The organism is Methanotorris igneus Kol 5, from assembly GCF_000214415.1.
Taxonomy (GTDB): domain Archaea; phylum AGJL01; class Methanococci; order Methanococcales; family Methanococcaceae; genus Methanotorris; species Methanotorris igneus.
This window is the reverse complement of sequence record NC_015562.1, coordinates 1,426,758-1,442,182: the sequence shown is the minus strand read 5'-3', so window position 1 is coordinate 1,442,182 and position 15,425 is coordinate 1,426,758. Positions and strand designations below refer to the sequence as shown.

The 15,425-nt window shown below is 31.6% G+C and carries 14 protein-coding genes; 4 read left to right on the top strand and 10 right to left on the bottom strand.

Annotated features, from left to right (window positions below):
• Positions 1-100: 100 nt before the first annotated feature.
• From METIG_RS07150 to METIG_RS07105, 10 genes are all read right to left on the bottom strand, one after another.
• The gene (locus METIG_RS07150; RefSeq protein ID WP_013799543.1) at positions 101-1,036 is read right to left on the bottom strand and encodes an ABC transporter ATP-binding protein; all 936 of its coding nucleotides are present in this window, start codon (positions 1,034-1,036) and stop codon (positions 101-103) included.
• Positions 1,023-1,973, bottom strand: a complete 951-nt coding sequence (locus METIG_RS07145; protein ID WP_013799542.1) for an ABC transporter ATP-binding protein — start codon at positions 1,971-1,973, stop codon at positions 1,023-1,025. Before METIG_RS07145 ends, METIG_RS07150 begins: the two co-directional genes overlap by 14 nt.
• The gene (gene nikC / locus METIG_RS07140) at positions 1,966-2,805 is read right to left on the bottom strand and encodes a nickel transporter permease (protein WP_013799541.1); all 840 of its coding nucleotides are present in this window, start codon (positions 2,803-2,805) and stop codon (positions 1,966-1,968) included. The genes METIG_RS07145 and nikC overlap by 8 nt, the downstream gene beginning before the upstream one ends.
• Before the next feature lie 2 nt (positions 2,806-2,807).
• Positions 2,808-3,743, bottom strand: coding sequence for a nickel ABC transporter permease (gene nikB, locus METIG_RS07135; RefSeq protein ID WP_013799540.1), 936 nt, complete (start codon positions 3,741-3,743; stop codon positions 2,808-2,810).
• Between the two features lie 25 nt (positions 3,744-3,768).
• Positions 3,769-5,385 carry an ABC transporter substrate-binding protein gene (locus METIG_RS07130; protein WP_013799539.1) on the bottom strand — a complete coding sequence of 539 codons (1,617 nt, stop codon included), beginning with the start codon at positions 5,383-5,385 and terminating at the stop codon, positions 3,769-3,771.
• Positions 5,386-5,475: 90 nt separating this feature from the next.
• The gene (locus METIG_RS07125; protein WP_172632619.1) at positions 5,476-6,222 is read right to left on the bottom strand and encodes a class I SAM-dependent methyltransferase; all 747 of its coding nucleotides are present in this window, start codon (positions 6,220-6,222) and stop codon (positions 5,476-5,478) included.
• 311 nt (positions 6,223-6,533) lie between these two features.
• Positions 6,534-7,757, bottom strand: coding sequence for an aconitase X (locus tag METIG_RS07120; protein ID WP_013799537.1), 1,224 nt, complete (start codon positions 7,755-7,757; stop codon positions 6,534-6,536).
• 131 nt (positions 7,758-7,888) lie between these two features.
• The gene (locus METIG_RS07115; RefSeq protein ID WP_013799536.1) at positions 7,889-9,166 is read right to left on the bottom strand and encodes a hypothetical protein; all 1,278 of its coding nucleotides are present in this window, start codon (positions 9,164-9,166) and stop codon (positions 7,889-7,891) included.
• Complete coding sequence (locus METIG_RS07110; RefSeq protein WP_013799535.1) at positions 9,147-10,265, bottom strand: hypothetical protein; 1,119 nt, start codon at positions 10,263-10,265, stop codon at positions 9,147-9,149. Before METIG_RS07110 ends, METIG_RS07115 begins: the two co-directional genes overlap by 20 nt.
• 129 nt (positions 10,266-10,394) lie before the next feature.
• A complete protein-coding gene (locus METIG_RS07105) occupies positions 10,395-11,369 on the bottom strand; it encodes an HFX_2341 family transcriptional regulator domain-containing protein (protein ID WP_048055580.1) in 975 nt (324 codons plus the stop codon).
• A 133-nt stretch (positions 11,370-11,502) separates the two neighbouring features.
• On the opposite strand from METIG_RS07105, the gene METIG_RS07100 reads away from it, so the two are divergent.
• From METIG_RS07100 to METIG_RS09580, 4 genes are all read left to right on the top strand, one after another.
• On the top strand, positions 11,503-11,865 hold the full coding sequence (locus tag METIG_RS07100; RefSeq protein WP_013799533.1) for a gamma-glutamylcyclotransferase family protein: 363 nt from the start codon (positions 11,503-11,505) through the stop codon (positions 11,863-11,865).
• A gap of 2 nt (positions 11,866-11,867) precedes the next feature.
• Positions 11,868-12,914 (top strand): class II glutamine amidotransferase, encoded by a 1,047-nt coding sequence (locus tag METIG_RS07095; RefSeq protein WP_013799532.1) that lies wholly within the window; start codon positions 11,868-11,870, stop codon positions 12,912-12,914.
• Between the two features lie 31 nt (positions 12,915-12,945).
• Positions 12,946-13,236, top strand: coding sequence for an NINE protein (locus tag METIG_RS07090; RefSeq protein ID WP_245527600.1), 291 nt, complete (start codon positions 12,946-12,948; stop codon positions 13,234-13,236).
• A gap of 265 nt (positions 13,237-13,501) precedes the next feature.
• Positions 13,502-15,418 (top strand): tetratricopeptide repeat protein, encoded by a 1,917-nt coding sequence (locus METIG_RS09580; protein WP_013799530.1) that lies wholly within the window; start codon positions 13,502-13,504, stop codon positions 15,416-15,418.
• Positions 15,419-15,425 lie beyond the last annotated feature (7 nt).

The following is a 15,425-nucleotide window of genomic DNA, read 5'->3' as shown; positions in this document are numbered from 1 at the left end:
ATATATAAATGTTACTATATGTTTCTAAATGACAATAAAGTTATTATAAAATATTCAAAATTTATATATAAATATTATTAGTTAAAAATAAAAAATTAATTTAGACATATCTGAAACATCTAACCTTTCTATTTTTATCGACTTCAACAACTGGCGGATTTTCTTTTAAACATTTTTCGTCATGATATGGGCAGAGATGATAATATTTGCATCCTCTATTGTTATTGGATTTTTTAATTTCAGTTTCAGTTTTATCCAGTAATTCATTGATATTTTCAATATCCATAGTAGTTGATTTAACAAGTAGTTCAGTATATGGATGAAGTGGTTTATCCATGATTTTATTTCCTTCTTCAAGTATCTGTCCGCCATACATCACAGCAAATCTCTGTCCAACGATATTTGCTATTTCCAAATCATGAGTAATAAACAAATATGATATATTATACTTTTTTTGTAAATTTAGTAGCAAATTAATAATTGACGCCTGAACCGAAACATCCAACATCGATGTTGGTTCATCACATACGATAAACTTTGGTTTCAATGATATTGCCCTTGCTATAACTGCCCTTTGCAATTCCCCTCCGCTTAACTCATGTGGATATCTGTCTAAGTGCTCCTTCTTTAATCCGACAGTCTCTATAAGTTCTTCCAGTTTTTCCTGCTCGTTATTTTTATCGATAAGTTTGTGAATCCTTAAAGGTTCAAGAATGCTATTTTTTATTGTCCATCTGGGATTTAATGCACTATCTGGATACTGAGGAATTAACTGCATATACCTTCTGATTTTTCGGAGCTCAGTTTGTTTCATTTTTGTAATATTGTAATTGTTAAATATAACCTCGCCATTGGTGGGCTTAATTAAATTTAAAAGCATTTTGCCAAGTGTTGATTTCCCACTTCCACTTTCTCCGATAAGGCATAGTGTTTCCCCTTCTTTTATTTCAATATCAACATTATCCACCGCAATAAATTTGCGTTTTGAAAATATTCCAGATTCAAAAACTTTTGTTAAGTTTTTACCTTTTATCATATAAGTGACACCTCACAAAATTGCCGTTATACTCAATAAATGGTGGCTCCTCATTACGACATTTTTCTGTTGCAAACTCACATCTTGGATGAAATTTGCATCCCTTTGGTGGATTCACCATGCTTGGAGGAGAACCTTTAATAGGTTTTAATCCTCTTGAAGGGAGGGCATTAATCAATGCCTTAGAGTATGGATGTAAAGGCTCATCAAAGAAAGTTTCGGCATTGCTGACTTCCACCACTTGACCACAGTACATAACTCCAACCCTATCGGCAAGTTTTTTTGCAAAGGGAATATCATGAGTGATTAACAGCAAAGATAACTTATCGTTATTCCTTTTGATTTGCTCAAATAGTTTAACCACATTTACTTTTTTTATTAAATCCACACCTTTTGTTGGTTCATCTGCAATGATGAGTTTTGGTTTTGTTGATGTCCCCATTGCCACCAGAGCTCTCTGTCTCATTCCTCCACTAAACTGATGTGGATATTCCTCTGCTCGTTTATCTGCTGGATATATTCCAAAAAAGTTCAACAAATTAACTGCCTTACTCCATGCACTTTTTTTATCCATATTAAGATGCAACATCATAGGCTCTGCAACTTGATAGCCCACTTTTAATACTGGATTTAAAGATGTCGATGGACTCTGTGGAACCCATGCTATTTCCTTTCCCCTAATTTTTCTTAATTCTTTTTCAGGCAATTTCAATAAATCTTTATTATTAAATAATATACTACCGCTAATATTCACATTACTTGGTAACAATTTCAATATCGATAGACCTAAAACTGATTTCCCACTTCCACTTTCTCCGATAAGGCATAGTGTTTCCCCTTCTTTTATTTCAAGATTTACACCATTAACTGCTTTTACTTTAATATCCCCAAGCAAAAAATCAACGTGCAAATCATTAACAACTAAAAGATTACCCATAAACAGACCTCCTTGATTTAGGTTCGAATATATCTCTCAGACAATCGCCCATCAAATTAAATCCAAGGATTGCAAGCATTATAGCCAATCCAGGAAATACTACAACCCAGGGAGAAGTCATTATGTAATTTTTTCCTGAGTTTAGCATAGCCCCCCATTCAGGTGTTGGTGGCTGAATTCCAAGACCTAAGAATCCTAAGGTTGATATTGTCATGATAACATTTCCAATATTCAAGGTAACTAAAACTATAATTGGTAATAAAGCATTTGGCAAGATATGTTTCAATAAAATATAGAGATCATTTGCCCCAGAAGATTTTGCTAAAAGAACAAAGTCGCTCTCTTTTAAGGATAAAACTAAACCCCTTGTAATCCTTGCATATGTAACCCAATTTGTAATTACAATGGCTAAGATCACAATAAATATTGATGAACTTAGGTTCAAAGATACTGACAAGACTCCAACCATAGCTATGTTTAACACAATTTCAGGGATTGATAAGAAGATATCAGTGATCCTGCTAAGTATGTCATCTATAACTCCACCAAAGTATCCACTTAAAGCTCCAATTAGGCTACCTATGGTTAGAGAGAGTAAAGATACAGCAAATGAAACTAGTAAAGTTACCCTTGCTCCATAAATAACCCTTGAAAATATGTCCCTTCCAAGCTGATCTGTTCCAAAAGGATGCTCTAAGGATGGTGGAGACAATCTTTTAAGCATGTCTGTTTTGTAAGGATCTTCGGCTATAACTGGGGCTAAGATTCCTAAAATAATCATAGAAAATATAATTAAAAATCCAAAAAAGAATTTTTTGTTTTTGAAGATCATAATTATCCCTCATACCTTATCCTTGGATCAATAATGGCATAGAGGATATCAACAACTAAATTGACAGTTACAATTAAAACTCCACTGATAAACACTAAAGCCTGAACAACGGGAAAGTCTCTTTCAAACACAGATTTTACAAGTAATGATCCTAAACCAGGCCAGGCAAATAATGCCTCTATAACAACAGCCCCTATAATAAGATGGCTAATACTCAAAGAGAAATATGTAATTATTGGAATTAATGCATTCCTAAATGCATGTTTTATAACAACATCCTTATCTGACAAACCTTTAGCCCTTGCAGTTGTTATATAATCTTCACCCATTACTTCCAATAAAGTAGATCTGACAAACCTTGTTTTAATAGCCATAAAAGATAAAGTCCATGTTAAAACTGGGAGAATCATATGCTTCAAAGTTCCATAACCAAATGCTGGGAGTATTTTTAAACAAACTGCAAAGATCCAAATGAGTATTAATCCTGACCAAAAGTGTGGGATACTTATCCCAATAATTGAGATTATCCTGCAAAAATTATCAACAAATCTATCTTTATAAATTGCCGATAGGATGCCAAGAACAATAGCAAAAGTTATAGATAAAATGAATGTTGGAAAGAATAACTGCATAGAGGCTGGTAATCTATCTAATATAACTTTCATAACTGGCTCTCCTGTGCTCCAAGAGGTTCCAAAATCTCCTCTGATAGCATGTGAAAGCCAGTTAATGTATTGAATATAGATTGGTTTATCCAAACCAAATTCATGTTTATATTTCTCTATCATCTCTGGTGTTGGCTCCATTCCAGTATTTACTCTTATTACCAACTCCACAGGATCTCCAGGGAATATATAAAGTAAAGAAAAAGAGATTAATGAAATTCCTAAAATAGTTATTATTGCATGTAAAATCCTTTTTGATAGATATCTGATCATGATTTCACCAAAAAATTAAAAAGGGTTATTTTCTAACCCCAACATAGTAGAATACTGGCTCACCAAATCTGAACAAGTGGGCTTTATCTACATCTACATTTGGACTTGCTACAACTGTCATTACATCATGGTATAATGGAACAACTCCCATCTCATCATATAAAGCTTTATAGAATTCTATTAATTTCTGTTTTCTTTTCTCTTTGTCAAAGTTTTCAGGATTTTCTAATATATCTTTACATAAACTACAGACTCTCTCACTTTCATATGCATCCCATTTTCCTCCTGGATAGAATCTCCAGTATAACCTTAAGTAAAATCTTCTATCTGTTCCTCCAATGTAATACAACCTCATATCATAATCTCCGGCATCTCTCTTTTTCTGATAAACCCCACTCTCAACTATATCCAATACTGGGTCAAATCCTGCTTTCTTTAACTGCTGTTGTATTAACTGAGCTACAAGTATTTGATCTTCCTGGTTTTTATTAACTAAGATTCTAACCTTTAATCCTAATAATCCTTTTTTCTTTAATATTTCCTTAGCTTTCTCTGGATTGTATTCATATTTGATTCCAGCTTCTTTCATCCCTGGAGCTTCTGGTGGGAACATTCCATTCCACGCTGGCCTAACTTGTCTGTCAAATATCTTCACAATTTCATCTCTATTTATTGCCAAACTAACAACCTTTCTTAACTCTGAATCATTGAATGGTGCTTTCTTATAGTTGAATGCAATAACCCATGTTAGAGGAATATTTCCCTTAAATACTTTAAATCCTTCTTTCTCCAATACACTTAACTGGTTTCTTGGTGTATATGCAGCCCCTCCATGCACATAGTCTGAGATAGCATCAACTTCTCCACTTCTCAAAGCCATAATTCTTGTATTCTCATCAGGTATAACTTTCAGAATGAACTTTTTAAACTTAGGAGTTGTGTCTCTTGCTTTATACCAATACATGTTTGGCTCAAATGTTGCATATTGATCCTCTTTATAATCAACAACTTTAAATGGTCCAGTTCCAATAGGCTTAACTAAAGTTCCATTTGGATCTCCAACAGGTTTAACTGATGTTGGAGACATAATACCCAAGTGGAATTCTGCCATCTTTACAAGGTTAAAGAATCCTGGTTTATCAAAGTGAATAGCCACTGTATAGTTATCAATAACATCGGCTCCTTTTGGAGCTAAAGAGTGCCCTCTTGCAATCATTCTATCTATTGTGAATTTAACAGCATATGCATTGAAATCAGTACCATCAGAGAACTTTATCCCTTTCTTTAAATGGAAGATTATGGTTTTTCCTCCATCTTTTATCTCCCAACTTTCTGCTAAGGAAGGAATAACATCATCATTTTTTATATCATATTCAACCAATCTCTCAAGCACATGAGTCTTTGGGAAAAAACCAATTCCCCATGGCCCTCCTTTTAGCCTTGGATCTTTTCCATATCCTAAGACAAAAGTATCTTTATATTGTGGCTCAGTAGTGGTGGTGGATTTCTCATTTGTGTTAGTTTGTGCCTGAGTATTTACTGGTGCTTTAGATGTTGAACTTTCACCTACACAGCCTGCTATCATGACACAACTTGCTATAAGTAATATGGCAGTAGAAAATATAACCACCAATTTTTTCATGTAATCACCTCAGATCTTATATATACACGCCTCGGTCATCAAAAATTGACAAGACCTCATCGGCAGGGATTTTTGTTTTATCTTTATTTTTTATTTTTTAAAACCCTCAACGAGATAATAATGGGTGTTTCCCCATGCTAATCTATATAACAATGGCAAATTCTTCTTCTGGGTTTCTTTAATCCAACTTAAATCATTAACCTTTATTTCATCCAAATTTGCATTTTTAAATAGTTTGACTATATTTTCAGCATCCGTTCCTCCATTGAATGGCAGCATTTTAGCCACTTCTTCTTTATAGCCCATATTTTGGAAGGGGTTTCTTTTTTCATAGATCGCTACTGCCAAATATCTAAAAATAGTCCTTAATGACTCATTGAAGGAATTTTTACGCCATTTTCCATCTATGACAACAACTTTACCACCTCTTTTTACAACCCTTGCCCATTCCATAATTGCCTTATCTGGATTTGGAAGTGTCCATAACAGGTGCCTATTAACAACAGCATCAAAGGTATTATCTTCAAAGGGCAGGTTTTCTGCATCTCCTACCATAAACTCGATATCCAATCCCAAATTCTTTGCTTTCTCTCTCGCTTTATTTAACATTCCTTCAGACAAATCAATTCCAACAACCTCATGCCCTAACTCAGCCAAAATTAAAGATAAAAAACCCGTCCCACACCCAACATCGAGGATCTTCATTTTCCTTTTAAAAATTTCAGATAAAACAGTTTTCCAAATATCTACAAAACCAGAATGGCCAGGAGAATTGTCATAGGAATCACTCCTAAAGTCCCAGTATGCTCTAATTTCTTCTTTAATATTATTCACCATTTTATCACAATTTATATTATTAATTACTATGATTTCCATAATTGGTAATATTTGATATTTATATTTTACGGTTTTGTAACATGTCTTTGTGTAGTTAGGAAAAAAGTCTTTAAAAACTCCATAAATCAAAAACACATAAAATAGATATAGAATTTAATATTAAGGCTCCCCGTATGTTTTAACTGAGTATTTTAAACTAAGCATATTAATGGTAGAGACAATTACATATCATGGGTTATTGAATTTCCTGGCGTTGTTAATAAACAACAGATAGCAATTCTCAGAGTTAATCACAAATTAGGACATGTAGATTAATTTTTAAGAATATCTTTAATGTCCCCATAAATAACCTCACTCTTACAGAAACTTGGCAAATAAACCCCTGCTTTACCAGAGTTTGTCGCAACTTTTTTATACCCTATTTCCTCAATTGGAGCCACTACCATGCATGTATCTTTAACTACCCTCCCCCCAGCTTTTTCTATAATCCTTGTATGGCCCATCCTATCCAATATCGCCTTCGTATGTAGAGATGTGCAAATCCAGAAATCACAATCTAATTTTATATCATGTTTCTTTATAAATTCCGCTATCTCCTTAATTTCCATTAAACTACAGTGAGGACATCCAATGCAAATTAAATCTGGCTTATCGTTGGTTGTATTTAACTTTTCATAAGATTCCTTTATCTCTTCAATCCCAATGGATATCTTTTCAATTTTATCGTCAACAACCTCTTTCACTTTACATTCAGCAGTTAGTTCTTTAGCGTGATATAGGGCAACTCCCCCACTGGCTGCCATACTTGCTCCTAAGCTTTTTAAATTGTCATTACTTGGATTTAATTTATATAAATTTTCAAAGTATGGAACTCCATTTTTTACCATCTTTCCAATTAAATAGCCCAAAGCTCCATAAAAACTCTCTCCAAATTTTAAACTTTTTAATAAATTTAATAATTCTTCATCAAGTTTTATCATAACTTCTGCCTTCCTATTCTCATCTAAATGATAGCCATAGTAAGGAGTCTTTCCCAATATAGCAGAGGCTAAAGCACTGGGTCCCCCTTCTCTATTAGTTTTAGCCCCTAAGACAGAGTTTGCAAAACTGACTGCAGAACTCTCAGCCCAACTTATATGCTCACCAAATTTTGGAAGATTTCCTATTAAATAAGGTGTGCAAGTGCAACTAATCTCAACTCCCATTTTTTTAAATGCATCTATTATTCTTAACTGCTTTTCAGCAAACTCTTCTTTAATTCCAAGTTCTTTCCATTTATCCAAGTCCATGCCTGCTGGATTTAATGTTGAATGAACCTTAACTTTAACATTCTCCTTAGCAAAATCCTCTAAAAACTCTAAGCCAACATCTTTAATAGTTTTATATGAAACTCCCGATATTTGGGATGAAGTTATGGGAATTAATCTTTCAGCTCCATAAATGTCCCCCAAAGAAACTAATAAGTTCATACATCTCCTTAAGATTTCTCCATATTCCCCATCCAATATTTTTTCTTCTTCTTTTGTCAAATACATAATTTCACCTTAAATTAGAAAGTTAGAAAGATTGTCAATAATAAATTATTAAATATATTAGGTTATCACCATAGTACAGGTTAGTAAATAATAAAATAAAAATTATCAAAAGATTATCAATAGTAAAACCTTTATTTATTTAAAAATTTATCCAAAGTCATCTGCTTGGTGTAAGCTTTTTCAATTCTCGTTTGAATTATTTCAAAACATTTATATCTAAAAGCTTCTATTTGTCTTGAATTTTTCATGACTCTAATTTTCCAGATTGATTTCTTTTTACGCTTTTCATATTCCAATAATTTTTCAAATTTATCAGTAGAAATAATACTTTTCAAAATTTCTTCTATTTTTTTTAACAATATATTCTTATCTTTTCTATACATATAATTTAAAGAAATTAATCCAAACCTATGTCTAAAGATGTCTAATAACTTACCGGGGGTAAAACCCCTTTTTTCGAGCTTATTCATGTCAATACATACATTAAAAACATCAATAACTTTAATATGCCATTTTTCTAAAGGTTCTCCTTTTTTACATATCACAATATCTTCTAAAATTTCAATACTATCAGAGCTTTCAACATTTTTTATTTTATCTCTATGTTCCTCAAAGAAGTTTTTAATCTCTTCTATATCAGCAATATCAGCATTAATTTTATAATTGCCCTTTTTTAAGATAATATCTTCACTAAAAATCATGCCTTCCTCAGGAATTTCATGCCCTGCCGTTGCTAAAGTTATTAAAGCATTTAAAATATACATTTCCAATATTATGTATTCATGACCATTTTTTATATCAATTGGATACATTATAAAAGAAGGTTTATGTTTATCATCTATTTCAATAGGAAATATATCATTTAATTCATTTACCTTATATTTTCCCCTTTTTAATACAATTCTTTTTATTTTCTCAATTTTTCCGTTCTGTTCTTTAGCATCAACTTTTAAAATTTGAAATTCATTAAATTTTTTTAAAATAGGATTGTTTGTCAAGTCATCAAATGAGATGTATGACACATCACCTACGAACTCCCCCGGTTTTTCTTTTAAAGGAAATTCTCTAATATTTAAGTTAATAATATCATTGAGATTGCTTATTAAAAATTGGTATCTATTGGCCTGCTCTTCTTTTACAGTGTTAGATTTACATTCAAAAAATAGAATGTGCCCTTTTTTCTCATTTATTAGAATAATATCTGGATTTGCCATTCTTTTTTCATCTAATTGAAGTTCCACATCTATACAATAACCTTTTTTAGGTTCATAGCCAAGTTTATATAGTGGGTTAGGAAACTTTTTATTTGGCCAGGTAAGATTTAATAGTAGGTTTACTAACTTTGTGTGCTTTGATTGGAGTTTGTATATATGTTCGCTACCAATAAAATCATTTGATTTTTTCTTCATTAATACCCACCTCTAAGTATGTGTTGGCATCGTGGGTTTGTTGTAAGTTAGTTAGCAACCTTAAAGCAGTATTACCACAGGAGCCCTTTGGTAGATACATCCTAATCCACCAAGGAGTTATTTCCAAATCGAAATTATCTCCATTGTGCAAATCAACTGCTGAAATATAGAACATATCTTCCTCAACTTTCATGGGAATGCCAAATATTTTAAATGGCTGTTTTAAAGAGGTTAGATAGCTTACAAAGGCCTCTAAATCCTCAATATCCTTCTTAAATTCATATAATAATGGGGTTTTATCCCCTATATTATCAGACTCTATATCAATTAATGAACTCTCAATTAAATTCAGTTTATCTTTGTATTCATCCAGGACTCTATTGACAATTTTGAAGTGTTTATTTATATCATTCCCTTTAACTGTGAATTTTCCCCAATAATATACATCCTCTAAAACAAATTCATCATTTTCTTCATCTTCAAATTTTATTTTAGCTTTTGATAACCTTAGATAGTTTTTTACTTTTAATAAGTTCTTTAATGATCTCTTTATTTTTTCGTTTGTAATATTTCTTAAATCCTCCTCTGAAATCTCATTTATTGCTTTTATTAATTCATATGCCTCATAACCTAAACTATCTATTGACAACCTGTTGGACTCTTCATCCACCACTGGTGAACCTATAAACTTTGTTGCAACTCCTCTTATTGTGTAGTTATCCAATAGACTTTTTAAAATACTATTTGGAAGCCACAAATTATCCAATCTTGACTTTAGTGGAGATATTAATTTATTTATATATTTATCTGAAATTTCTGATTTCTGTAAAGAATAAAAAATCCAAAATCTATCGTCAATAGCATCTAAGTAATATGTTGCCTCTCCAAATTTTATATGATACAGCCTGTAATCCTCTAAACTTTTTATTTGAATACCCAAATTTTTTAAGTATTTTACATTTAAATTAGATTCTATAATGTATGTTTTTGGGATATTTTGTTCTGGTTCTAATTTTGTATCGTCCAAAATATCCTCATAGCTCCTTTTCATATTGACTTCTAACAATTCTACTAATTCAGCTCTATTTGTAACTTCCATAAGAACCACTGTTCATATCATTTTTATTTGGATGGTTTTATTTTAACATTATTTTAATTTTTGCCACAAGATTTACAAAAATCTTTAATAAAGTTATTGAAAGAAAAAAAGGATGTAATGGTGTATAATTTAAATATAATTTAGCAACATTTTCCCTTTCTCACTTACTTTAATATATCTTGACCTTCCTATTTTCTCATCCACTATTAACTCAAATTCCTTAAGTTTTTCTACAACATTCTTATTAACCCAGACAAGATCACTTTGTGGAGTTTTATTTTCTGAGAATTTTGTTCTATTTCTCCAATTGACAATCTTATTTAGCTCCTCTTTATCATCCCCAACTATCTCTAATAATTTTTGAATAGTTCTTTTATATCTCTCAATTCTAATTCTTGAAGGATTTGAGTTTATATGTTCAATGGCTTTAATTAATCTCCTTATACTCTCTTCATTATTTAAATTTACATCTAAAAATTCTTCCCTTGTTAAGATGCTTAACTCCTTTATAGTTAATCCTCTATCTCCTGCCCTATTAATGAATTTTAAAAATATTAACAACTCTTCCCTTGGGAGGCTTATATTAAATGGATAAATTAATAATACATTCTTAACTCCAAAACTTCTTGGGAGATATTTATATTCTTCCTTCAACTTTTTACATTCTTCATCACTCAAACTATCTAATAGTTTTTTTGGAATTACATAATATGGAATTATTTTTGAGTTTTCTTTATTTAAAATCATTGCACATGTTATTCCAGCAATGCATCCAATTGTAGAGCCAGAGGAGACATTTATATAAAATTTAACCTCTTCAAATTCCTTTCTTTCTTTATTTATTGCATATTTTATTTTCTTAGCAATTTCATCCAAATTAAATATATTAGCCTCAAGGATTTCATAATCAATTTTATTTTTCTCAAATCTTTCTATAATCATATTTTTAAATTCTTTTCCTCTTTCTGAATCTTCTTCCTCTGGCATACAAATTAAATAAACTTTTTCAGCCCTTCTTTTAATTGGAACTTCAGTGATTCTATCAACTTCATATCCTTGAACTGCTATATGAACTCCTCCTCTGATTTTACCTACCTCATCCATTGTTTCACCACAATTAACATTAATAATAATAAGAATAATAAGAATAGTAAGTATGGTAAGCTTACTAATATAGTGAATATTATATTTTATATATTTCACCATATATTTTTGACATTTTAGAATGGTGAAAATTATGGAATATGTTTTTGTTTATGGAACTTTAAGGAGGGGCTTATGGAACAATAGGTTATTAAAAAACTCCAAATTCATTGGAAAAGGAAAAACTAAAGAAAAATATGCTATGTATGCTGATATAATCCCCTATGTTGTGGAAGATGAAAAGGTATCTCATATAGTTGGGGAGGTGTATGAGGTTGATGAAGAGACCTTAGAAAGGATAGATGCTCTTGAAGGACATCCTTACCACTATAAAAGGAAGAAAGTCCCAATAATCTTAGAAAATGGGGAAGAGATAGAGGCTTGGCTATACTTTTATCCTGAACCTTATGGAACTTTAGTAAAATCTGGGGATTATAAAGACTACTATGAGGGGTAAATATGTGTGAATTATTGGGAATTTGTTTTAATAAGAAAGTTAATGTTGGGTTATCTCTGAATAGCTTTAAGCAGAGAAGTAATATGCACCCAAATGGTTGGGGGATTGCATTCTATCCAGATGAGTTTGTTAGAGTAATAAAAGAGCCAATTAAAATGAATGATGCTTTATTAGCCAAGTGTGTTAGATGGATCAATATAAAATCAAAGATATTCATTGCCCATATAAGGAAAGCCAGTGCTGGAAAAGTGTCTTATGTCAATACACATCCATTTGTTAGAAAATTAGGTGATAAAGAAATAGTTTTTGCCCACAATGGCACTTTATATGATTATTGGGATTTAGAACTTGATGAATTCTACCCAATCGGAGAAACAGATTCAGAATATGCATTCTGCTATTTGTTGTCCCAAATTAAAAATAATAAAATTGAATGGGGCGGGGAGGGATTTGATGCTCTATTAGATATACTTTATGAGATTAACTCTTGTGGTCCATTTAATTGCCTGTTTTCTGATGGGGAATATTTGTTTGCTTATAAAGATTATGAAGGAAGGAGAAATTTATATTTCTTAAAGAGAACGCCGCCCTATAAACCAATTAAATTAATAGATGAAGATTATACTGTAAATTTAGGGGATATAAAAAATCCAAAAGAAGAAGGATTCATAATAGCCACAAATCCACTAACTAATGAAAATTGGCAACCTTTTAAGAATGGGGAGCTTATAGTGTTTAAAAATGGGGAAATGATTTATTCCAATAAGAGATTGAGTGATTTGGAATTGAAAATATTAAAGATTCTTAGAGAAAGTCCACACAGGGTTAGTTTAAGGGATATTATTAAAAATCTTAATGATTTACCTCAAAATATTGAGTATGATGAGTCTGTTGTAAAAATTGGGATTAGAAGTTTGTTAGATAAGGAGTACATTAAGCAAGATGGTAGAGATACTGTTGATTGGAATGATTTGGAGGCAACATTTTATACTAAACCAGAGAGGAGGGCAGAGATTGATAAAAAACTTAAGGAGTTGAGATGGTCATAATTAGAGAATTCAAAATATGGGGGGTAATAGAGTGGATGAAACAGAATTTATGCAGATTAAAGAGTTTGTAAAGGATATGGATAAAACACAGAGAATTGTCTATTATGAGCAGAAAAAGAAGAGTGTGGGAATTGCTGTATTGCTTAGTGCCTTAATACCTGGAGCAGGACAAATGTATCTTGGAAAAGTTGGGAAAGGTATAATAATATTACTAACATTTTGGTTTTTTCTCATACCATACATTTATGGGATTTATGTTGCCTACAAATCTGCAAAGGACTACAATGCAAGACTTTATTCCGTGATTTTTAGTGAAAAATAAAAATAAATTGGGGGATGACATTGTGGAACCTTTAAAAAATTAGGCGATATAATATTGTTAAAAAGTTTAAAGAGGAGATTTTATTTATTGAACCGTATAAAAAGGAAAGTAGGTGCTTCTTTAAGTTGTATTAAAGAAACCAGTGTATAAAATCCGATAGAAGAGTATTTATCTTTAATTTCAGTTATGATAGGGGGTATAGACTTTGGAGAAAATATTTCCAATGAAACTAAGTTTTAAATAATTTTAATAGGGGTGGTTATTAATGAAAACCCCTTTAATGGAACTCTACGAGCAAAGAAAAGATGAAATTGAAAACTGTCTTAAAAAACTTAGAGAATCAGATAAATGTATGGATTGGGGCAATTTTGCATCTGTTAGAAGGCGTCCAATGATAGCCACGGTTATATATTATCTTCAACAATACGCAGGATATGCTGATGGAGTGAGTATAAAAGAACTAAGGGCTTTCCTTTACTGCATATATCTTGTAGAAAAGGACAAGTATGAAAAAATGGTAAGTTCTATGGTATGGTGTCCCTTAGAGCAGACATTAGAGGAGATTACAGGCAGATTGGTTAAAATAAACTCTGATGGAAAATATGAAGTAAATTTAGAAGAATTTAAACAAAAGGAAAAAAATAGAAAACTAACATATTGGAAGGTTTTGAGACCTATTTGTGAAAAGGCTGAAAGAATATGTAATTATATGCTAAATCCATTGAATGTTAGACCAGAAGGAATTACAGTTGAAGAATTTTTTGAAAAAGGATTTTCCGAGAAAGATTTAGATAAACTCATAGATGCGTATGAGAGCGCTTGGGAAAAGGAAAAAACACTTTATGCAGATGGATACGCAAAATTACTCATAAGTGTTGCTGAATACTATGAGAAAAAACCGAATAAATATGAAGATGAAGAGATATTAGAAAAATATGGAAAATTATGTGAGAAGTTGTGTAAGGTGATTAATGAAAGAAAACATGAGATGCCAATTTTGAATCGTATGATTATAGATACTTTTGAAGTGGAAAGTTACATAAAAGCAAACTATGGGAATGAGCTGAACTATAAGTTAGTAAATACATTAGAAAGAATAGCTTCTGAGTTAGGTATTTATCATGAGGTTTATGGAGCGTTATATTATGGTATGGAGTTTAAATTCAAAAAAGACAGAAATAAAAAGAATGAAAAGAAAGAACGTAAAAAAGAACGTAAAAAAATAGACCTTAAACAGCTCGTTAAACCAGAAGGAATTACAGTTGAAGAATTTTTTGAAAAGGGATTCTCTGAGGAAGATTTAGATGAACTCATAAATGCGTATGAAAGCGCTTGGGAAAAGGAAAAAACCATCTATGCAGATGGATATTTAAAACTACTTATTAGCATAGCTGAGTATTATGAAAAAGAGCATGAAAAATTTAGTAGCGATGAATTTTTAAGGAAAATATACGAAATTTTTGAAAATGCAAAACTTCCAGTTTACAAAAAACTGGCAGCGAAATATTACATAAGGGCTTCTGATATTGCAACATCAGTTTCACTGATTTATTCTCCACAGCAAAACTATCCTGAAGAGGCTGAGAAGTATCTAAAAATGGCTGTTGAGTTTAATGAAAAAGCCATAAAACTTGGAATAGTTCCTAAGTTTCATTCAATAACCTTAAACAACTTAGGTACTCATTATTATGAGATGAACCGTTCTGAGGAAGCTTTGCCTATACTTAAAAAGGCTTTAGAATATGCAAAGACCCCAAAGGAGAAAGGTTTGATAATGCACAATTTAGCCCTAACTTATGCAGATTTAGGAAAAAAGAGGGATGCAGTTAGATGCATGATAAAGTCAATTTGTATTCACTACAAAACCCAACATGAGTTTGGACATGTGACGCTATACAATGAAGATATTGATAGAATAATAAAAATGACCGGAGATGTAAATACTGATATTTATGCTTTAAAAGTAGCCCTTGACTTAGTTGGGGGAAATTTGACAGTCGAAGAGGCTAAAAAGTTTCTTGATCTAATTGACCGTAGTGAGTGGCCACTAACTGATGCTTTACTTTCAATACTAAGTGGGGAGGAGTATAAAGTACCTGAGGGATTGGAGGAATGTAGTACGCTCTTAGAGGATGTTGTAAAAGTAGTTGAGTATGTAAGAAGAAGGAATGATAGGAAATGACAGTTAA

Bases quoted from the DNA above. Each gene is read 5' to 3' on its own strand.
- METIG_RS07150 (WP_013799543.1), bottom strand. From the start codon at position 1,036: ATGATAAAAGGTAAAAACTTAACAAAAGTTTTTGAATCTGGAATATTT.
- METIG_RS07145 (WP_013799542.1), bottom strand. From the start codon at position 1,973: ATGGGTAATCTTTTAGTTGTTAATGATTTGCACGTTGATTTTTTGCTT.
- nikC (WP_013799541.1), bottom strand. From the start codon at position 2,805: ATGATCTTCAAAAACAAAAAATTCTTTTTTGGATTTTTAATTATATTT.
- nikB (WP_013799540.1), bottom strand. From the start codon at position 3,743: ATGATCAGATATCTATCAAAAAGGATTTTACATGCAATAATAACTATT.
- METIG_RS07130 (WP_013799539.1), bottom strand. From the start codon at position 5,385: ATGAAAAAATTGGTGGTTATATTTTCTACTGCCATATTACTTATAGCA.
- METIG_RS07125 (WP_172632619.1), bottom strand. From the start codon at position 6,222: ATGGTGAATAATATTAAAGAAGAAATTAGAGCATACTGGGACTTTAGG.
- METIG_RS07120 (WP_013799537.1), bottom strand. From the start codon at position 7,757: ATGTATTTGACAAAAGAAGAAGAAAAAATATTGGATGGGGAATATGGA.
- METIG_RS07115 (WP_013799536.1), bottom strand. From the start codon at position 9,166: ATGAAGAAAAAATCAAATGATTTTATTGGTAGCGAACATATATACAAA.
- METIG_RS07110 (WP_013799535.1), bottom strand. From the start codon at position 10,265: ATGGAAGTTACAAATAGAGCTGAATTAGTAGAATTGTTAGAAGTCAAT.
- METIG_RS07105 (WP_048055580.1), bottom strand. From the start codon at position 11,369: ATGGATGAGGTAGGTAAAATCAGAGGAGGAGTTCATATAGCAGTTCAA.
- METIG_RS07100 (WP_013799533.1), top strand. From the start codon at position 11,503: ATGGAATATGTTTTTGTTTATGGAACTTTAAGGAGGGGCTTATGGAAC.
- METIG_RS07095 (WP_013799532.1), top strand. From the start codon at position 11,868: ATGTGTGAATTATTGGGAATTTGTTTTAATAAGAAAGTTAATGTTGGG.
- METIG_RS09580 (WP_013799530.1), top strand. From the start codon at position 13,502: ATGAAAACCCCTTTAATGGAACTCTACGAGCAAAGAAAAGATGAAATT.